The sequence below is a fragment of the Pedobacter gandavensis genome (assembly GCF_032677645.1).
Lineage (GTDB): Bacteria > Bacteroidota > Bacteroidia > Sphingobacteriales > Sphingobacteriaceae > Pedobacter > Pedobacter gandavensis_A.
The window spans coordinates 48,663-69,227 of the sequence record NZ_JAVTSB010000011.1; the positions used below are offsets into that span (position 1 = coordinate 48,663).

At 40.2% G+C, this 20,565-nt stretch carries 18 protein-coding genes; 8 read left to right on the forward strand and 10 right to left on the reverse strand.

The genetic code is table 11. The features are described from left to right. Position 1: 1 nt before the first annotated feature. From R2Q66_RS18070 to R2Q66_RS18080, 3 genes are read right to left on the reverse strand one after another with little or no spacing between them, the layout of a single operon-like run. Positions 2-1,348, reverse strand: coding sequence for an HlyD family secretion protein (locus tag R2Q66_RS18070; RefSeq protein ID WP_316751609.1), 1,347 nt, complete (start codon positions 1,346-1,348; stop codon positions 2-4). A gap of 4 nt (positions 1,349-1,352) precedes the next feature. Continuing rightward, complete coding sequence (locus R2Q66_RS18075) at positions 1,353-3,014, reverse strand: peptidase domain-containing ABC transporter (RefSeq protein ID WP_316751611.1); 1,662 nt, start codon at positions 3,012-3,014, stop codon at positions 1,353-1,355. After that, on the reverse strand, positions 3,011-3,691 hold the full coding sequence (locus tag R2Q66_RS18080; protein WP_316751614.1) for a TetR/AcrR family transcriptional regulator: 681 nt from the start codon (positions 3,689-3,691) through the stop codon (positions 3,011-3,013). The genes R2Q66_RS18075 and R2Q66_RS18080 overlap by 4 nt, the downstream gene beginning before the upstream one ends. Positions 3,692-3,852: 161 nt before the next feature. Here R2Q66_RS18080 and R2Q66_RS18085 point away from each other — a divergent pair, with 161 nt between their 5' ends. Genes R2Q66_RS18085 through R2Q66_RS18095 form a run of 3 tightly spaced genes read left to right on the forward strand, consistent with a single transcriptional unit; the run spans position 3,853 to position 6,949 of the window. Beyond that, positions 3,853-5,184, forward strand: coding sequence for a Gfo/Idh/MocA family oxidoreductase (locus R2Q66_RS18085; RefSeq protein WP_316751616.1), 1,332 nt, complete (start codon positions 3,853-3,855; stop codon positions 5,182-5,184). 3 nt (positions 5,185-5,187) lie between these two features. Further along, positions 5,188-5,859, forward strand: coding sequence for a peptidylprolyl isomerase (locus tag R2Q66_RS18090; RefSeq protein WP_316751618.1), 672 nt, complete (start codon positions 5,188-5,190; stop codon positions 5,857-5,859). A 58-nt stretch (positions 5,860-5,917) separates the two neighbouring features. Further along, positions 5,918-6,949 (forward strand): YafY family protein, encoded by a 1,032-nt coding sequence (locus R2Q66_RS18095; protein ID WP_316751619.1) that lies wholly within the window; start codon positions 5,918-5,920, stop codon positions 6,947-6,949. Between the two features lie 69 nt (positions 6,950-7,018). Here R2Q66_RS18095 and R2Q66_RS18100 read toward each other — a convergent pair whose 3' ends face one another. The 4 genes from R2Q66_RS18100 to R2Q66_RS18115 all read right to left on the reverse strand — a co-directional run bounded on the left by R2Q66_RS18100 (position 7,019) and on the right by R2Q66_RS18115 (position 10,379). Further along, positions 7,019-7,432: a hypothetical protein gene (locus R2Q66_RS18100; RefSeq protein WP_316751621.1), complete on the reverse strand. Its 414-nt coding sequence runs from the start codon at positions 7,430-7,432 to the stop codon at positions 7,019-7,021. Continuing rightward, positions 7,411-7,977 (reverse strand): response regulator transcription factor, encoded by a 567-nt coding sequence (locus R2Q66_RS18105; protein ID WP_316751624.1) that lies wholly within the window; start codon positions 7,975-7,977, stop codon positions 7,411-7,413. Before R2Q66_RS18105 ends, R2Q66_RS18100 begins: the two co-directional genes overlap by 22 nt. Positions 7,978-8,460: 483 nt before the next feature. Beyond that, positions 8,461-8,949 carry a hypothetical protein gene (locus R2Q66_RS18110; protein ID WP_316751626.1) on the reverse strand — a complete coding sequence of 163 codons (489 nt, stop codon included), beginning with the start codon at positions 8,947-8,949 and terminating at the stop codon, positions 8,461-8,463. 167 nt (positions 8,950-9,116) lie between these two features. Then, positions 9,117-10,379 (reverse strand): hypothetical protein, encoded by a 1,263-nt coding sequence (locus R2Q66_RS18115; protein WP_316751628.1) that lies wholly within the window; start codon positions 10,377-10,379, stop codon positions 9,117-9,119. A 311-nt stretch (positions 10,380-10,690) separates the two neighbouring features. Here R2Q66_RS18115 and R2Q66_RS18120 point away from each other — a divergent pair, with 311 nt between their 5' ends. Both R2Q66_RS18120 and R2Q66_RS18125 read left to right on the forward strand, forming a co-directional pair. After that, positions 10,691-11,896: an acyltransferase gene (locus R2Q66_RS18120; protein WP_316751630.1), complete on the forward strand. Its 1,206-nt coding sequence runs from the start codon at positions 10,691-10,693 to the stop codon at positions 11,894-11,896. A 275-nt stretch (positions 11,897-12,171) separates the two neighbouring features. Then, a complete protein-coding gene (locus R2Q66_RS18125; protein WP_316751632.1) occupies positions 12,172-12,402 on the forward strand; it encodes a hypothetical protein in 231 nt (76 codons plus the stop codon). Position 12,403: 1 nt separating this feature from the next. On the opposite strand, the gene R2Q66_RS18130 is transcribed toward R2Q66_RS18125, so the two are convergent. Beyond that, a complete protein-coding gene (locus tag R2Q66_RS18130; RefSeq protein WP_316751634.1) occupies positions 12,404-14,137 on the reverse strand; it encodes a chloride channel protein in 1,734 nt (577 codons plus the stop codon). Positions 14,138-14,455: 318 nt separating this feature from the next. On the opposite strand from R2Q66_RS18130, the gene R2Q66_RS18135 reads away from it, so the two are divergent. After that, positions 14,456-15,085, forward strand: a complete 630-nt coding sequence (locus R2Q66_RS18135) for a Crp/Fnr family transcriptional regulator (RefSeq protein ID WP_316751637.1) — start codon at positions 14,456-14,458, stop codon at positions 15,083-15,085. A gap of 82 nt (positions 15,086-15,167) precedes the next feature. Beyond that, entirely contained in the window at positions 15,168-16,160 is a 993-nt protein-coding gene (locus R2Q66_RS18140) for a 2-hydroxyacid dehydrogenase (protein ID WP_316751639.1), read from the forward strand. Between the two features lie 18 nt (positions 16,161-16,178). Here R2Q66_RS18140 and R2Q66_RS18145 read toward each other — a convergent pair whose 3' ends face one another. Together R2Q66_RS18145 and R2Q66_RS18150 are read right to left on the reverse strand one after the other, a co-directional pair. Further along, complete coding sequence (locus R2Q66_RS18145) at positions 16,179-16,961, reverse strand: leucyl/phenylalanyl-tRNA--protein transferase (protein ID WP_316751641.1); 783 nt, start codon at positions 16,959-16,961, stop codon at positions 16,179-16,181. 128 nt (positions 16,962-17,089) lie between these two features. Next, entirely contained in the window at positions 17,090-17,455 is a 366-nt protein-coding gene (locus tag R2Q66_RS18150) for a DUF1801 domain-containing protein (RefSeq protein ID WP_316751643.1), read from the reverse strand. A gap of 123 nt (positions 17,456-17,578) precedes the next feature. On the opposite strand from R2Q66_RS18150, the gene R2Q66_RS18155 reads away from it, so the two are divergent. Then, positions 17,579-20,563: a leucine-rich repeat domain-containing protein gene (locus tag R2Q66_RS18155; protein WP_316751646.1), complete on the forward strand. Its 2,985-nt coding sequence runs from the start codon at positions 17,579-17,581 to the stop codon at positions 20,561-20,563. Positions 20,564-20,565 lie beyond the last annotated feature (2 nt).

The window sequence follows — 20,565 nt, forward strand, 5'->3', positions numbered from 1 at the left end:
TTTATTTTTTAGAAGTAGCAGGTTTTTCCGATTGATAATAGTTAGGAGGGAAGCCGTTGAGGGTTCTCCAAATCTCAAACCAAACAGGTACGGTTTCTAACAGTGCGATGGTTTCTGCACCGGAACCCATACTCAATTGCTTTGGCCATGGATCTTCTGATTTGTCGGGCGCAATGAGTACCCTGTATTTGCCATTTGGGCTGATGGAATTGTCAATCGCTACAATTCTGCCACCAAAAGTGCCATAAGACATATCCGGCCATCCGGAGAAAACAATGGTTGGCCATCCATCAAACCATACGCGGATTTTTTCGTCCTTTTTTAAAAGCGTAATGTCTATCGGATTTACATAAGTCTCCACCGCAAGCTCGTAAGCAGCAGGCATAATGCTGACAATCGCGATACCTTCTTTTACCGTTTCGCCTACTCCCGACTGTAGTGCGCGCGTTACATAGCCATCTTGTGGTGCTTTAACATAGTACATTCCATTGCGGATGTTGTAATTGGCATATTGATTTTCCAGTTTACTCAGCTGTGCTGAAGCATCAAACTGACTGCTCATTGCGGTGTATTTATCGCTATTGGCCTTAGCGGTTTTTTCGGCGTACTCTGCAGAAAGTCGCTCTATTTCTAACCTGGCATTGATCAGTTCATTTCTGGCGGTCAGTAATTTATTCTCCTGAGTGATCGATTTTGCCTGCGCATCCAGTAATTTTAGCCTTTTTTCTTCCACATCCGTTAAGGGTTTTAGTCCTTCTTTTTGGAGTTGGATGGAGCGTTCAGCCTGGGTAGCTGCAATTTTTACCTGTGTTTTTATCGCCTCAAAATCCATACTGTCACTCTTTATTTTCAAAAGAGACTGTCTGATTTTGTTCTTTGCCTGTTGGTGTTTTAGGGATTTCTCGCCTTCCAATGCGGTAATTTGTGTGTTTAAAGCAGTTACTTTTCCGCCATAAGATTCCAATGCCATCTTCTTGGCATCAGCCTGGTTTTTTGTGTTTTGTAGTAAATTCGGATCAAAATATTCTTCTTTTACTTCGGAAAGGAAAATGATTGTGTCTCCTTTTTTTACAAAATCGCCTTCTTCCACATACCATTTTTCAATCTTACCAGGAATAATGGTATTGACAGTTTGCGGCCGTTGACTAGGTTTTAGGGCTGTTACAGCTCCCGAACCGGATACATTTTGTGTCCATGGAAGAAAGAGCACAATAATCCCAATGATAAAGAGTGCTAAAATTATCCTGTTCAGTACCTTGTAATGTGGTCGGTTTCTGAGGTTTTTGACTGCACTATAGCGTTCCAGGATATGTTGTTGGGTGTATTTTTGATCAGATAGATGGAGCATGTCTTTATTTTTTTAGATCGCTGATGATTCTTCCGTTTTCCATAGTAATGGATCGGCTTGATTTTAACTTCCAGGTTGGGTTAACAGAAGAGACCACTACCGTCCAGCCCTGTTTTTCAGAACAGATGAAATCGATAATCTCTTCAGCAGTGTCCGGGTCTAAACGGTCTGTTGGATCCTCATAAAAAAGGATTGCCGGTTTACGGATAATGCTTCTCGCCAATAGGATTTTCTGCGCATTGGAAGAGGACATTTGCCTGCCTTCCGGAAGTATTTGTGTGTCCAGCCCCTGAGGCAGCGTTTTGATATAGCTGCTCAATTGCACCGCATCTAATGCCCAGCGGATGTCCTGAGCAGTAATTGCCGGGTCATTGAACGTAATGTTTTCCAGTATACTACCTTCAAAAGGACTTTCCCCATACATGATCGTACCAATTTGTGACCGGTACTGGTTAATATCAATTTTTCGGAAAGTATCGTCATTGATAAACAAAGCTCCGCTGTTGGGTTTTAAAATCCCGGATAGGGTTCGGATCAGGGTCGTTTTTCCTGCGCCATTTCCTCCATTCAGGATGATTTTTTCACCCTGTTCAATTTTCAAAGAGATGTCTTTTAAGGCATCTTTTTGAGCATCAGGGAACCGAAAGGACAGTTGATCAGTTTCCAGTGCGATGCGGTCATAAAGAGGTTTTTCCTCATTTTCTAAAACTTCTTCTACTTCCATGTCAGTTACTTTTCCAATCTTTTCTACCGCAGTTAGTACATCATAAAAGGTTTCCAGACCAAGGATAATTTTCTCGACTGAATTAATAACCAGCAGAATGATGATCTCTGAGGCTACAAACTGGCCGATGTTCATTTGCTGGTTCAAGACCAGGTAACCACCAATCAGGAGCAAGCCGGCTGTAATGATCACTTTAAAAATAATCAACTGCACATACTGACGCTTGATGATGTTGAAATGTTTCTCCCGGTAATCCAGATAATTATTGGTTAAGGTGTTGTTCTTTTGAAGGGCATAGTCGAAGTTCAGCGTTTTTCTAAAGCTATATTTATTGCGCGCAATCTCCTGTAACCAATCTGCTGCACGGTATTTATACTTGGATTCGCTCATACTGGTGTCAATTCCGGTAGTATAAGAGAATTTAAAGATCAGGTATAGTAAGATCACCAACATCAGTCCAAATAAGATAAAGGATGGGTGGTAAAGGGAGAGCAGAATGATTCCGAAGCCAATTTGTAGTAAGGCAGAAGAATAGTCCAGTAGTAACTTTGAAACGCCTTTCTGAATGGTTAAAGTATCAAAGAAACGGTTGGCAATTTCAGGGGGATAAAGATTCTGGTATAACTCGTCAAATTTGATTTTCGGAAGGCGGTAAGCGAACTCAAAAGAAGAGCGGACAAAGATCTTCTGCTGTAGATTCTCTGTAATCCGCAATTGCATGAGCGATAAAATCCCCACAAAAGCAACACCGGTTACTACACCGATCACCAGAACGATCCAGGATACACTAACTCTGCCACTTTGAAGGAAATTCACAATTGCCTGAATCCCTAAGGGCAGGGATAGACTAATGAGTCCGGCAATGATCGCGTAGAAAAATATCTGGTAAACATCTTTTTTATCAAGTTTTAGCAGACTGAAGAATCTTTTGGCAGGGCTCATGATTTAGGACTTAAAATGTGCTGAATAAGGTGTTTGTAAAAATCTGAAGGACTAACGGTTTCATTGCAATCTGTGATGGTTTTGAAATGATCTTTCAGGAAATGCTGGTGTAATGCCCCCTCCACAATACCGGAAATCAGGCTTTTTGGGTAGGGGTATTCCGGAGCGATCAGGATCACCATGGCCACCATTCTGTTGATCACTCTTTTATAAATCAGGAAAAAGCCTTCTTTGTTTTCTTCATCAACTTCTTTCGTTAAAAAGGTCTTGGTGAACTCTGCAATGATGATCTTGTTCAGTAAAGCTTCATTAATATAAGGCGTATTCAGGTCGTCCTCAATTTTTTCAGTCACGATCTCCAGTGCTTTTAACAATTGATTTAATGGCGTCTCCAGATTGGCCGTGGCAAATACCATTTTGTACTCAATCCAACTCCAATACCAGGAGGATAAATAAACCAGTAATTTATGCTTGTTTTCAAAGTAACGGTAAATAGAGCTCTCATTGGAACCAATCAGCTCGCCAAGTTTTTTAAACGTGAAATTATCAAAGCCGATTTCATCTATAATCATCAAACTATGCTTGATGATCTTCCTGCCGAGTGCAGTGGTTTCAGGGTCCTTGACATAAATTTTGTCGTTCACCTGTATTTTGATGTTTGCGAGTAACTGATCCATTTCGAATGTCTTTACTGCAAATGTAATAGTATTACTATTACAATAAAGCATAATACTATCTTTATTTATCTGGTATGCCTTTTAAATGCCAATGGACTGAGTTTTGCCGGCTGAAAGATTTTAAGTACTTTACAGTCCTAACGAACCTTCAAACCAAAACGATGCTCAACCGAAGAAACTTTATCCGAAATAGTGCTGGCGCCATTGGCAGTACTGTACTACTTTCTGCACTTGACAATCCTGCTTATGCTTTATATGAACGCACTATTGGTGCCAACGACCAGATCAATATCGGGGTAATTGGGATTAATGGAATGGGTTGGTCGGATCTGGTAGCTGCGATAAAAGTTCCCGGTGTAAATTTGATCGCACTTTGTGATGCCGATCAAAATGTACTGGATAAACGGATGGGGGATTTGAAAGGCTTAAATGTAGATGCTTCAAAGGTTAAAACCTATAAGGATTATCGCGCTTTGCTGGATAATAAAGATATTGATGCCGTAATTATTGGAACGCCAGATCATTGGCATGCCTTAATGATGATCCATGCATGTGAAGCAGGCAAGGATGTATATGTAGAGAAGCCGGTTGGCAATTCCATTCTGGAATGCAGAACAATGGTAAATGCACAGGAAAAATACAATAAAGTAGTGCAGGCAGGACAATGGCAACGGAGTCAGCAGCATTTCAAAGATGCAGTAGATTTTGTGCAAAGTGGACAACTCGGCAACATCAGGACGGTTAAAGTCTGGTGCTACCAAGGCTGGATGAAACCCGGACCAGTGGTTCCGGATTCTGCTGTTCCGGCTGGTGTGGACTACAACCTATGGCTGGGACCTGCACAGAAAAGAGCCTTTAATTCCAGTAGATATCATTTTAATTTCCGCTGGTTTTGGGATTATGCTGGTGGCTTAATGACGGATTGGGGCGTACATTTACTGGATTACGGTTTGCTGGGCATGGGATCGCCTATTCCGAAAAGTATTTCGGCACTAGGTGGCCGTTTCGCCTATCCGGATTTATACGAAGAAACACCGGATACCCTGACCACGCTTTACGAGTTTGATAAATTCAATCTGGTATGGGATTCTGCAATGGGCATCGACAATGGTTCTTATAACAGGGATCATGGAATCGCTTACGTTGGTAACAATGGAACGTTGATTCTGAATAGAGGGGGATGGGAAGTGGTCGAAGAAAGACAAAGCGGAAATAAGGTCAGTAAACCTTTGGTGAAAGCTTCAGATAACGGCCTCAATAACCACATGGTCAACTTCTTTAACTGTGTAAGGTCAAGAAAGAAAGACGAACTGAATTGCTCCATTCAGGCAGGTGCGCATGTAGCCAGCATCGCCCAAATGGGTAATATCGCCTATAAAAGCGGGGAAAAACTAACCTGGGATGCACAGAAAAACCAGTTTACCGATAAACAAATTAACAATAAATACTTAATGGCTCCATACCATAATGGTTACAGCCTGCCAAAAATTTAATACATGAAATTCCTTTTTACGACTTTATCATTAGTACTAATTACCCTTATCGGTTATACACAAACAAAATTTGTCCGTTTGGAAACCAATAAGGGCAATATCACCTTGATGCTTTACGATCAAACCCCCAAACACAGGGACGCCTTTTTGAAAAGTATCAAGCAAGGTTTATATGATCAGGCCGCTTTTAACCGGGTGATCAAAGCTTTTGTCAGTCAGGGGGGAGAGTTAGATGAAACGATCCTCGACAGAGAAAAATTAAGTCCTGAAAAGCCATTAGCCCGCATTCCAGCGGAGATTGTTCCAGCGCTTTTTCATAAAAAAGGAGCATTAGGAGCTGGTAGAAACGACAATCCGGAACACAGTTCTTACCTGACTCAAATCTATCTGGTTGCCGGTAAACCGCAGACTGATGAACAGCTGGATGCTATGGAAAAAAAGAAAGGTCATCAGTATACTCCGGCACAAAGAGCCGCTTATAAAACCATCGGAGGCATCCCTCGTCTGGATCTGGATTATACCGTATTCGGCGAAATTGTAGAAGGGATGGAAGTGGCTGATGCCATAAATGCATCGCCAACGGATAAAAATGACCTGCCTTTATCACCTGTTACATTTACGCCAAAAGTATTGTCGAAAAAAGAGGCGGCAAAGCAGTTGGAAAAACTTCATTAAATACCGAAATCATTTCTTTAGAGAATGGTTATCTTAGCAGGTAATAAATACTGATAAAATGATCGATGAAAGCCCCAAACGTTTCGACCGGATCGTAGCGATACTGATCCAGTTGCAGTCCAGCAGGATTGTAAAAGCACAGGAACTTGCCGATCGTTTTCAGGTGAGCCTTCGCACAATTTACCGCGATATCCGTAGTCTGGAAAGCTCTGGTGTACCTATTGTATCCGAAGCCGGCTCTGGCTATTCCATTATGGAAGGATACCGCCTGCCTCCTGTCATGTTTACCCGTGAGGAAGCCGGTAGTTTTGTCGCTGCGGAAAAACTCATGCAACAGATGACTGATAAAACTTTGGGCGCTTATTTTAGCTCGGCCATGTTCAAAGTGAAATCGGTGCTGAGAAATAAAGATAAGGATTGGATCAGTGCTTTGGAATCACAAATATTGGTTAATCCAAGTCAGGTGCTTTTCAATAAAAATGTACCGGATGCGCTGGAGGTTATTATGGAAAGTATTGCAGAACAGAAGCAACTAATTTTATGGTATCAGGCCGTTGAAGCCGACCAAGCCAGCCAAAGGACCATTGAATCCGTTGGCCTCTTCCATGAAAATAACTTTTGGTATGTTTTAGGATATTGTCATTTGAGGCAGGATTACCGTCAGTTTCGTACCGACCGCATTGCACAGATCAGAAGAACCGCTGAGCCTTACCTGAAGGCCCACGGTGCACTGGAGGAATACCGAAATATGGGATGTCATGTGGAAGAGAAAATCTGTGTCAGGATATTGATCGATAGAAAAACCGCAAAATACCTGCAAAGCAGCAGAAAAAATTATGGCTTTGTAGAAGAAAAGATCATGGGTGCTCAGGTAGAAATGACCTTTATGATCAATAGAACAGACCAGGGATTTGCCCGTTGGTACCTGATGTTTGGAGATGTTGCCGAGATTCTGGAACCTGAATATATGAAACTACGTGTCCATGAGCTGGCAAAAAAAGTGATGGCCAACCTTGAAATTCCGGAAAGCAGTAGAGAAACCAAGGTGTTTACAGGAGTAGAAATGGAGCAGCAGATCTGCCCTTGCTAAAACAACGAAAAGAACGTCTTATCAAAAGACGCTCTTTAACTACGAAAACAAATTCCGGTCATAGAAGGGCTAGCTAACCACGATCCATAAACCAGAGAAAGTATAGTTTGGGCCCATGGCATCTCCGGTATTTACCGGCGCCCAATTGTGATTTAAGTTCCCATCTCCAGGATCATAGCACAATCCATCGCTGCCTTGCGCCACCCAATGCAAGCCGCCACCATTTACATTGACACAAATGAGATGCGTTTCAGTAAGTGCAGGAACAGCATGCGCGCCAGCAGCCGTGTTGACATTCGCAGCGGTGACTACGCCAACGCAACGGGCTCTTTCGCCAGGGTAAATCGCAGTCAGAATGGCAAAACCAGCTGCTTGTGCATTGATACGTGGTGCCGGGCGACCCAAATCTATCACCGCTTTAGCCATTGCTGCCGGCGAATTGTAGGAATTACCTGCTGCAATTAATTCTGGTACAGTAGGCACTGCAAGCGGTCTGCAATTTCAATATTGCTGTATTCCTTGCATAACAGCTTTAAAATCTCTTTTTCACGCTTTGTGAGCACAACAGGGAAGGAAGAAAAATCTGGTTTAGCATTTCGGTAATGGGAGGCTTTAACTGCGCGTTGCAATATTTCTTTGGAAAAATAACTGCCTTGCTCATATACCTTGAAGATCGTTTCAAACAGTTCGCTGGATTTGCAGCTTTTAGTAATATAACCGCTTGCACCCATATCAATCGCTTTGGCTATCGACTGATCATGATCGTAAGCCGAAAAAATGATCACATGAATATTTGGGTAATCTTTTTGGAGCAATTGCGTTAATTCAAAACCGTTAAATCCTGGCAGATTAAGATCAATCAAGGCAATATCAGGAGGTACATTTAATCCTTTTATTTTTTCAATAAAGGTGCTGCCACTATCCATATCTATAGGAACTTCTAGTTGCCGATCCGCAGATAAAAGGGCAATGAGGCCTTTTCTGAATAGCTCATTTTCTTCTGCAATGGCCACGCGTATCCTCCTCATACCACTAGAAAAATATGATCTGCTACGATTGTATGTACAAGGTACAGTTTAGCGTATCGCAGCTGAGGTGAGGGCATTAGATTTGGTTTAAGTAATCAAAAGGGGGGCTGGTTGGTTTTTAATATTCTTTCCCGGTTTCTCCATTCTTAAATGTTGTTAATTCCGGCAGTACATTAATCCGGATATGTTTTATTCGATTGGGAAATACTATTTATTGAAACTCTAAAATAATAATTATTACGGTTTATTTTTGATCTTATTGTCAAAAAAGTGCTAAATAATAATTTGTTCTGAATTTTTTATAGGATAGGGATTGCCTTTTTAGGCGGGAAGGGGGAGTCTGTGATTCGGTGCCGGAACGCTCGCAGGAATGCGGATAGGGAAGCGCCATTTCCTAAATTAAGGAGCATTTTAATTAGGGTGTTTCGGTAGCTGGGGTACTTTCCGGGAGACTATAAAAGACATTCGTAACTGAGGATAGGATTAGGGGTTTTTGATCCGATAGCTATGGATTGTCGTAAAATTAAAACCAGCTTCCTGAAGTTGATCGAGGAAGTTGTCGCAGCTTAAAAATACGCTGCCATGTTGCAATTCCAGCTCGAAATTTGTTGCCTGCTCCATATCTCCATTTAATAAATTTTTAATATACTGCGCCCGCTTGAAATCAAGACCTGGAAGGTTTTGGTGTTGCAGGCTCAATTGTGTGGCACACAGTAGAATAACGGCCATTTGCTGGTTGCTAAACTCTTGTTTCAGGTGAACCTGGTGGTTAAGCATGTTGAAGAGTGGGACTGCCCAGGCCCCGGGGCAATGAATCGAATGACTACTGAAATCCCATTTGAGTCTAAGGTTAGTCAGAGGTTCATACCTGGCAAGGGTTAGAAAAACCGAATGGGCAACATGGTCCGCCAAAGTCATCGGTAGATTGACAAACCAGGCTCTATAGATTAATAATGGATTCTTGGTATTCATATGTTAATCACCGTTTTTATTAAACTCCTGGAATACTCCGTAGCGCTATTGGTTTTAAAAATAAGAATTAAATCTGTTTTCTAATGAATTAATTTTTTCCTTAATGTTCTTTGAATTTTCAGGATCAAAAGGCCCCACCATAAACAAACGTATTTTAGATTTAAGAATCACAGCATAAAAATAGCCATTTCCGGAATTCGGCGAAGTGCTCGATAGGAGCAAATCTTTTTCCGTCTTTCATAGCTTAATTGCTCAATGAGCTGATATTGATCTGCTGTAAACAAATCATTCTCCGTTAAAATCATGACGTCGGCATGTCCGGAAAAAAATTGCCTGAGCATGGGCGCATTTTTCCCGTTTACAATTAAATAGTAGGTGTCGGCAAAATTCTCTATCTGAAAATAGGTCAGTAAATTAGTTAAAAGCGGGTTGATCTGTTCGCCTAAATACAGGATGCCAGCGATGTTAGTAGCTTTTACCTGATTCCTCAGGAATTCCAGCTGTTCCTTCTTAAATAATGCCGCATAATACATGAATTCCTGATAGAAAGGATTGCTGGAAAGGAGGCTGTTCTCCACTGAATCTATGGAAACCTGATAATTGAGGCTAAAATAATGATTTAACCAGGCACACATGATAGAACCAAACTCCGTATCTCCAAAATATCCACTGGTTTGAAAACCACGAGCATATTCCGGGTGAAATCCGGTAACATTGGTTTCAATCACATAATATTCATTGTTGTCGGTGATGCCAATGTCCCAGCCAATTAAAGTACCCTGAGAAATGGTTTCAGGTAGTTTTTCTAAAATCCCTTTCACAAATTCCTCCGCATAAGCACCCTTTAAGGAATCTTCACCTTTCATGATAAATGTAAGGCCGTAAATCACCTTTTTACTAAAGGTGTGGAGCCTGAATTCTTCCTTTAGATTCAGTCTCTTTTGTACCATCCATTTTTCGGTCTGATCACTTTCCTTTTGATGGGAAAGTATGATGTTTTCCAGATCAGCAGTTCTGTCGAAGTTTTTATTTTCGCCGGTTCGGTGACCTAATGTTGCTTTTATGAAAAAGCCATCTGCACATAATTCCCTGATTTTTTGAACGCCATCAGTTGTGTTTAATAGTGCAGAGAGGCCCATGCTTTCGGCAACGGAGTCCGGTACATAATGATTTAAGATTTGATATTGCCTGTATTTATTCTCCAGCCTCCATTTAAATACATGATGCTCATCAACATTTAACCTGTTCAGTAGGCTTCTGACAAAGATTGCTCCGATATTCCCTGATAACTGCTCTAGTATTGCCGGATCGCTCCACAGCTCAAAGGTATCGGCTTCTGATCTCTTCGTGATTGCCTGCGGAGGAGAATTTTCAATAGAGACGATCAGCGCTTCTAAATACTTATCATTTATTTTCTTAGATTCTATCACAGGCTTTAGGTTTTTAGACGACAGGTAGGCTTACCTGGGGAGGGGAAGCATAAACGCTGTACTAAGATAAAGGAATACCGAAACTGAAATAGGGTCATTTGACCCAAATATGCTGCCTTTTTATAATCTCGCTGCTGTGCATAGCTTACACTTACTGTAACAATTACGTTTAATAAAACCGGCCAATTGGCTCAGTTGCTATAGAAGCTGGATTTAAAAATACAGCGAACGATATTTATTCTATTATTTGAAAAAATATAGTAACTTTTACAATCAGCGCGCATTGCTTTTTATAAACCTTCAAACCTAATATGAACCAAAACCCTATTTATTCTCCTCCCGCCAGGGAAACAGTGGCAGTAAATGCCAAACCTATTCCAATTACAGCACATCAAGTAGAATACCTTCCTTCGTTAACCGCCTTAAGGGGCATCGCTGCATTACTGGTCGCAGTATTTCATTTTGAAATGGCAGTCGCCCGATTTGTTCCGGCTTCACAAACGATGTTTTTTGAAAAATCTTACCTCATGGTGGATCTTTTCTTTATCATGAGTGGTTTTATTATGATGCATGTCTATAGCAGCCAATTTAAAAATAGAATACAGGCCTCCTCATTGAAAAGCTTTCTTGTGGCCAGATTTGCAAGAGTTTACCCCCTGCATTTATTTTCTCTCCTGCTGCTGGTCGTCATTGTGCGCTGGCTTACCAACTGGGGGAATCCGCCGATCATCTTAGAACAGCCGGCTGATATTTTACCAAATATTCTTTTACTGCATTCCTTTGGCTTTACAAACATCTATTCCTGGAATATCCCTTCCTGGAGTATCAGCGCGGAATGGGCTGCTTACCTGCTGTTTCCGTTAATTGCCTTGTTTATCAATAAGAAAAAGACATTTGCTGCGGTACTTTTATTCTTTCTGGTGGTTCTGGCTTATTATGCGATTATGTTTTTACTGCCAAGGGTAAACCCGATTAATCCTGCTATCCCGGTTCCTCATAATTTAAACACCACATTCGACTATGGATATATCCGTGGAATAGCTGGTTTTACTGCTGGTGTACTCGTATACCTGCTCTATGAATTGCGCGCGGTTAAAAAAGCCTTCGCCTCTGATATGGCCTCATTGATCATCATTTTAGGGATTATTATCTCAATGCACTTTTCGCTGAATGATGGATTAACCGTTTTCCTGTTTGCAGTTCTGGTGCTTAGTTTTACGGCAAATACGGGTAAGATCGCCGCTTTCTGTAACCGGAAGTTTCTGCAGTTCTTAGGGAATATCTCTTATTCCGTTTACCTCATGCAAATCTTTCTGCAGGAACCATTTTCGCATGGTGCATACCTGCCGGGTACGGTGGGAATAGGAAGGGGGAAGCAGAATATTGATTTTTTCCCTGGATTGATGTATTGTATCGGCTATCTGATTTTACTCATTCTCATCTCTTATGTTACTTATCAATTTATAGAGCGTCCAAGCCGGAAGTTTATAAACCGCATGTGGGGAAACGCAAAATAAAGTAGAAGTATAAATTCATAATCTGATTGATGTTTGGGGGGGTCCTCAAACATCATTTCATAAAGTCATAGTGCTGAGTAGATTAAGCCCTATTTAAGTAGGGGCGGTTTCTCAAACATTTTTAGTTACACTTATCCGGGATAAGTAGATAAGGGTATCCGGGCTATTGAAATTGGAGTTGCAAGAGAATTTAGCTTTTTTACCGTTCCTGGTTATTTTTAGGGTATTTTAAACCGGACACAATAAAAGCCCATTTCCAACGCTTTAATTGCAATATGAATTTACAAATGCGCATCACTTTTGATGAGAAAGACTATACCTACGTGGTTTTAACGAAGGGGATAACAAAAGAAACCAGTACCATCCAGATTAACCTCAATAATATGGAATATCAGCTTGCCTGCAATTCAAAGGGCGACTGGGATGTTGTTGAAGGGACTAAAGAAGACTATCCCGGACTACTAAAAGCTATAGGAAGAAACATCAAGCTTCGCTACCGGTTGTAAGTTACGGCCTCCTTATTAATTTACGACTTAGTATCATGATTTTTTTGCGCTGTCTTTTTAAAGAAAGGTTAATTCCTACTTCTTGATTTTCTTTATGATATAACTTATAGGCATGGAGTATATCATGATAATTAAGTAACCCAATTATCTCGTTAGAATTCTCTGAAGGCACTATTGGCAATACTTCTTCGCCATGTAGGGCCATCAATTCTACGGCTTTAGATAGCGGATCATTAAGATGGAGGTGGGGCCTGTTTTCTGCTAAGAATTCTTTATAAGGAGGACTTTGTGGTTCCAGCTTTTTACCCCTTCCCAGCACCTTTGAAACCACAATTCTTCTAAGAATGTCTGGTTCGTAGGCATCTGGTGTATAGATGCCCCGTCGGGCAATTTTCTCGGTCATGATCGTGTTTTCCATAAAGAAAAAGGAAACCAGGTAAGAGGCTGTACATGCACCCAGTAATGGGAGTAGGGCCTGCGATTGCATAGTAGATTCCAGGGCAAAAATAATACTCGTTAAATAGGCTCTGGAAGCCCCTGCAAACATGGACGACATGCCGATTAGTGCTGCCATTGGTACACTAATTCCTGACTCAGGGAAAAACAGCAATATCAGCGTTCCTAAAATCGCTCCTGCCGCACCACCGATGGTTAAAAGGGGCGCAAGGGTGCCTCCTGAAGTGCCACTGCCAAGTGCAATTGCCCAGGAAAGAAACTTAAAAAAACATAAACTCAGCATTAAGGCAAGCGGAATTTTTCCGGAAAGCATATTGGTAATGTTATCGTAACCAACTCCAAGTGTATTTGGGAAGAAATATCCAATTATCCCTACAGCGAGTCCACCTATCGCCGGCCACCACATCCAATGGATAGGAAGCTTTTCAAAAGCATCTTCCACCCAATAAACTATTTTTGTGAGCCCCAGTGAGATAAAACCAATGAGGATGCCAATGGCACTATAAATGGCCAATGCAAAATTTGTGGGACTCCCTAAATCGGGCATCGGAAAAACCGGACCTGATTCGAAAAGCAGTTGATGGCCCGCGGCTCCGGTAATACAGGCCAGTGCTACGGGTAAAATGGCCTTAGGAGAGAACTCAAAAAGTAGTAATTCTATAGCCAGAAAAATGGCTGCAATTGGGGTCCCGAATATTGCCGACATCCCTGCGGTAGCACCTGCTGCAAGGATAATTTTACGTTCATTAGAGGTGATCTTAAAAAGTTGTCCAATAGTTGAACCTAATGCAGCTCCGGTCGCAATAATTGGCCCCTCAGCGCCAAAAGGCCCGCCAGATCCAATGGCAATTGCGGACGAAATGGGTTTCAAAAAAGCAATAGCGGGTTTAATCTTACTGTGATTGGTTAAAATTTGCTCCATAGCTTCGGGTATGCCGTGACCCCTGATTGCTTTAGAGCCAAACAAGGCCATTAATCCGACCAAAATACCTCCGATTACAGGAAGAATAATTACGAATAATCCGAGGTCGTTTTCAGCCGGACTGTGAAAAGTGATGTCAATAGCACCATAGAAAAAGATATTGGTCACCAGATTAATCAGTAAAACCAGAACTTTTGCAATCAAGCTGATTAGAATGGCTACGCCAATGGATAGAAGGGAGATTTGCAACAAACGCTTTTTTAGAAAATGACCTTTAAATAAGGTGTTGTCTTTTGGTGTCAGATTTAGTAAAGATGGAACGATAGGAATCCCAATTTTAGGCCTGTTTTTTTTCATTATTATTTTCTTTGACTTCTTTTATGCTCAGATCCTGGTCTTTTTGTTCCAATAGATTTTCCGTTAGCTGAGCCCAGGCAAATGTAGAGTTTGTATTTCGTATTACAAAACAATAAATATATTTTAAAATATATTTATGATTGAATATTTAGTTATTTTTCTTTTAATAGTATTGTTTGTGCAATGTATTTGTTAATCGTAATCTCCAATTGTTTTAATCTGTTGATTCAAATTTTAGTATAAAAATTGCATATTTGAAGAATGAAGGAATGCGCTAATGCTTGTGATCTTAAAACGTGTTTCTTATGCAAACTCTGTTTGCCTGAATGGCTTCCGGCTCTGGCCGTGCATAAAAGGAATTTTGAAGTAAAAAAAGGAGAGCAGCTCTTTAAAGAGGGGGAGGCTGTTGATGGGATTTTTTTTGTACAGAAGGGTAGTTTTAAAATCCATAAAAGATGGGATAAAGACAAGGAGCTGATTATTCGTTTTGCCAGATCGGCAGATATCATCGGGCACATGGGACTGGGAAAAAAACTGCTGTATCCGGTGTCGGCAACAGCACTCGAACCAGCTGTGGTTTGTTACCTGGATATGGCCTTTTTCGAAGCGACCTTAAAGGTAAATGCAGAGCTGGCTTATATGCTGATCCGGTTTTTGGCAAATGAACTGGATGATTCCCATAGAAGCATGCGGGATTTAGCCCATATGCCGGTTAAAGCTCGCATTGCACAGGCATTTATTTCCCTTCACCAGCAGTTTGGAGTAGATGAACAAGGCTTTATTGATGTAGAAATCAGTAGACAGGACATTTCTTCTTATGCTGGGACCACTTATGAAACGCTGTTCAAGGTTTTAAACGAATTCGCTAAACAAGGTGTACTCACTTTAACAGGGAGGAAAATTTTCATAACTGATCTTGTGAAACTACAAGGAATTGTTAATGGTTAGTATATAAAAAACTGAAATATTAGCTACCTTATCCAACCGGGCTATGAAAACGTCGGGGGATTACAATAACAAATCCAGTTTTATGAAAATTGCAGTTTTTAGTACGTGCCAGTATGATGAAGATTTTTTGAGTCAACATAACTCCGGCCATCAGATCACATTTTTTAAAGTCGCACTTTCCGAAGAATCTGCTGTCCTGGCGGCAGGATTTGAAGCGATCTGTATATTCGTTAATGATATCCTAAACAAGCAGGTGCTTGATATATTACATCAATCTGGCCTTAAGTTAGTCGTATTGCGCTGTGCAGGCTTTAACAATGTGGATGTCCGGTATGCAGATCAATTGGAGATTCCGGTGCTACGTGTTCCGGCTTATTCTCCGGAGGCTGTGGCTGAACATGCGATGGCCTTGATTTTAACGCTTAACCGCAAAACACATAAAGCATATAATCGAGTTAGAGAAGGGAATTTCTCCCTCGAAAAGCTAATGGGTGTGAATTTAAATGCGCGTAAGGTAGCGGTTATTGGAACAGGTAATATTGGAAAAGCCTTTTGTAGAATATTGAAGGGTTTTGGTTGTCAGATCAAAGCTTATGATCCATTCCCATCTGCGGAGATGCAGGAATTAGGGGTGGAATATGGCGCTCTGGAAGATACACTGAATGATGTTGATATCATCTCCTTACATTGTCCGCTTTCCATAGATACGCAATATCTGATTAATGAACACAGCCTTAAAGGCATTAAGCCAGGTGTGATGCTGATCAATACCAGCAGGGGAGGATTGATTGACACCAAAGTCGTTATTGCGGCTTTAAAATCCGGTATTATTGGTTCATTGGGACTTGATGTCTATGAACAGGAGTCGGAATTCTTTTTTCATGATTTTTCTGAACTGATCATTCAGGATGAACAACTGAGTCAGTTAATCTCTTTTCCAAATGTGTTGGTCACCGGCCACCAGGGGTTTTTAACCCAGGAAGCCATGACCGAAATTGCGAAAGTGACTTTTGATAATATCGATGCTTTTCAGGCGGGATCCCCATTGGTAAACCGTGTAGAAATCAGGAGCTAAAGGATGGGCAACCCGGAACTATATGCTGAGTTCCGGCACTAGGGAAGTAAAGGTGACAGGGGCTGTAATCGCAGGTATTAGCTCTTGTCTAAAATCTTTTCGGGTGATATTTACCGCCCCAAACTGTGCAAACCAGCTATCCGAATCTCCGGTAAGATGTAGCTTAAATCCATCTTCTTTAAGTCTGGTTAATAAATAACAAAAAGCAACTTTACTAGCGTTATCAACAGTTCTAAAGAGGCTTAAAGTGATAAAATAACCATTTAAAGCAACACCTACAACACCACCTACAAGCTCCCCATTCTGATAGGTTTCAAAACTATGGGCTATCCCCATTTGATGAAGTTCTAACATCATCCGGGTGTATTCAGCGGATATCCAGGTAGAAGTTTTTATCCCCCTTGGTTTTGAGCAATTGATGATGGTTTGTTCAAAATTAGTATTCACCTTGATCTCAAATCGTTTGTCTAACTCCTGGAGCTTTTCTTTTTTTAAGCAACGTAATAAATCATTCCTGATTTTAAAATCAGCAACGGGTATGATTGCACGGGGATCGGGATCGTACCAGATAAATATCTGGTTATTATCTACTTTAGGCATAGGGAAAGTGCCATGTAAATATCCCTGTATCATCCTATAAGGGGTTAATTTAGCCTGTGCATTAGACCATAATAAAGCCTCTTCCTGACCTCCGGATACCTTTGCTAAACCCGAATGAAGTAACTGTTGGAGTAACCTTTTTGTTGGACCCTTAAGTCTGGCTGGAACTATAAATGATACTACTTTCGGCAAAAATCCCATAGTTTATGATTTTTCAAGAAAATAAATAAAAACCTTTCCCTTAAATTTAACCATTTAATTTTTGAAATTCCAAACACTTGTACACGTTCTGTACTCCTCTGGTGTAATCTGAATTTATGTAAGATATTTTAGGTTTTTATTATTCCGTCCCGATACAAGTCTAAAGCTTTTTTTAAAATACGCTCCATTGTTTTCAGGGGTAAATCTTTATTGGGATTGACTCTGAAGATCTTCATTCTTGTGCGATTGCCTTCTTCCAGTTCGGGTTCGTCAAGATATTTCCCTTCTACCATGAGCATATAGGGTTCGTCTGTCTTTTTATCTGTCCACAAATAGCAAAACATTTTTTTATAATAGCAGAAGCAGGGCATTCCGTACTTCCGCGTTTCTCTGATGTTTGGATCCTGATTCAGAATAATGTCTCGCATGGCAAGCAAACAGCTCTTGTTTGGCTCTTTTTTATCCAGATAATACTGATGAAGTTGATCAACCATTTTTCTCTTCCATGATGTTTAGTCCCGGGATTTCCTGCGATCTAAAGCTTAAAGTTATGAAATGTAGTGGTTTATGGAATATTGTTTCTATGTTTAGCTTAGGCTTCGCTAAAAAAGCTGTTAATGTTTATGAAATCGCTCTCCTTAAGCTTGTTTTTTGTGTTTGTCTTTTCAGTTCCTCTTTTTGCTCAGGATTTAAAGGAGATAGCTGGAAAAATGAGTTTCCCCGGCAATTTGCCTATTCCCCGGTTTATCATAACGCTTCCGGATTCTGTGACTGGTATTTCTATTGAATATGAAGATCTCAAAAGTATTACTGCCGAAAAGCTGAAGCAGTTAAATAAAATTGAACTTGTTGAATTGCGATTTAGCAATCAAGTTGAACTCGATCAGGAAGTTGAATTGTTGTCTAAATTCCCTTCGATGAAATATTTGATTTTGGGAGGGAGATACGGCGCTAAAATACAGACTACTGAAATTAAATTACCTAAAATCATCGGAACCTATAAAAATATTATAGGTCTAAAGTTTAGTGGGGAATGGAAAATTGATTATCTGGATGGGATTAGGGTCCTTAAAGAATTACCTAACCTTCAATATTTGTTTTTTCAGAACTTTCAGCAACCTATTCCGGATACTTTCAAGTCTCTGAGCCAATTAATAGGACTTTCCTTACAAAGTTCAAATGTTGTGGCTTTTCCAGAATGGATTACAACGCTTCCAAATCTCGAATCTATCTCCTTAGAGATGGCGAAATTTAACTTTAAAGGGGCCCAATATCTAAACTATTTCGATGTCCTGAGTAAATTGCAGAAATTGCCCTTGTTAAAAAATCTATCCCTCTCTTATCTTTATGAAAATGATGGAGATCTCAGCACATTGAACTTTGAAAAGCTAGAAAAAATCGAACTACACAGTGTAGATTTTAAGGCCAACAAAAGCCTTGTGAACTTTCTGACTAATCAGAAAAACTTAAGATCTATCCTAATTCGCGGCTCAAGTATCCGGTCCCTTGATCAGGACTTTGCTAAGCTAAAGCAGTTAAGAGAATTAAGTATTGAAGGTAGAAATGACAGCTTACAGCTGAACTTTAATCTAAAAGACCTCAGCAAACTACGGTCATTAGAACTTTCAAATTCAAAGCTGTTTTTGAATCAATCCACATTTCCTAAGGAACTAATTCGCCTTGATCTGAGTTCGACCGGTATGAAAGTCATGCCAAACAGTATTCTTAAACTAAGAAAACTGAAAACCCTGATATTGCGCTACGATTCCCTGATGATTTTGCCTGATAATTTTTCAGATTTGAAACAGCTTAAGCATTTAGATTTATCAGGAAACCTGATTAGCGCATTACCTGCGGATTTTGGCGGTTTGAAAAGTCTGAAAACGTTAAACCTCAGTGCTAATCCAATAGCGGAACTAACTGAAAGCATAGGGAGCTTAAGCATTTTAGAAATGCTTGAGCTTCAGTACGGTAATTTGAAGACATTACCATCCAATATTGGCCAGTTAAAAAAACTGAAAGTCCTCAACCTGAATGATAATTTCCTTAAAAAAATCCCGGAATCCCTGACGGCTGTCAAAACGTTAAAGACACTCAACCTTTCCAATAATCAACTTACTACCTTGCCAGAAGAAATAGGAAGCATGAATGGCCTGGAAGAATTGTCTTTAGATTTTAATAACATCAGGCATATTCCTGTCAGTATAGGGAGACTTCATGCCCTAAAGAAAATTAACCTAAGCTTCAATGATCTGGATAGCCTTCCTGAGCAAATTGCGAGCCTGTCATCCCTGGAGGAGCTGCGCCTGAATGCAGGAAAAATCAGCGATTTTAAACGGTATAATTCAATAAGAGGGATTTATAGAAAAGATGACCCATATCCAGTTAAAAATATAACGGTAAATCATTTAAAGAATTTCCCGGAAGACCTGAGTAAATGGACTTCTCTTAAAAACCTTATTTTGGACAATAACAGCCAAATCAATGCACAACAATTAATGAAAGGGTTATTTACGATACCTTCAAAAGGCTATTCTCTTTCTTTAGAAAATTGTGGGATCTCATTTCTGCCTGTCAAAGGATGGGAAAACTTCTATGTTGGATCGCTGGATCTTAGCAGCAATCAAATCGAAGAAATTCCCCACGGAATTCTTCAGGCAGCTTATTTGTCAAAAATCAATCTGAATAGAAATCAGCTAAAAAATTCGCCAAAGGACTTAAACCAGAATTCCGGGAATCGATATGAAAAAGCTTTATGGTTTATCGACCTGGGTATCCTATCGGATCAGGATTTACTTAGAACAGACTCTATGGTGCTTGCCCTGGTCAAAAAAAGTAACAATCACTATTATCGAAATGAGTTTAAATATGCTGTAGAATTGGCTACTACCGCCATTAATATCAATGATAGTCTGGCAATGACTAAAATATCCTTGAATAACCTGGGCGAAGCAAATTATCAGATCGGAAACTATAAAAAAGCAATTGACTATTTAAGTAAGGCAATTAAAATAGACACAGCTGGATCCGTTAAAATAATGAACTTTATAACGCCTGATTTCACATTCCGGGCAGAAAGCTATCTTAAACTTGGAGATACGATAAGTGGAATAAATGATTATCTGACCTTAGCTGAAAAGTTTGATGGCAGCTGGGGAGAAGTGGGTGTTTTGTATAAAACTATTGGCAAATCAAATGAAGCCAACATGGCATTGGAGAAAGGAATTGAAAACTACCAGAACCAGATTGCTTATTTAAGAAAGAACAAGAGATCTGCGGAGATGGAGCAATTAGCCTTGCTGGAATTATTGATCATTAAAGAAGAATTTACCCGGGCAATAAAATATTCTACTGACCTGGAAAAGGAATTCAAGTCAGTTCGATACCTCACTTTGCTCCGCTATTTAAAAGCTTCAGCAGAAATTGGTCACAATTCTTTTGATCGTAAAAGCAAACCTGAATTGCTGAGTTTTATCAGGGAAAATAAGAAATCCATTTCAGGATGGGGCTATGGCTTGTTTTTTAAATGGCTAAGTATCACTAAAATTCCAAAAGAAAAAGTAACCTTAATAAGAGATCTTACTAACCAGATAAAATCTTAAAA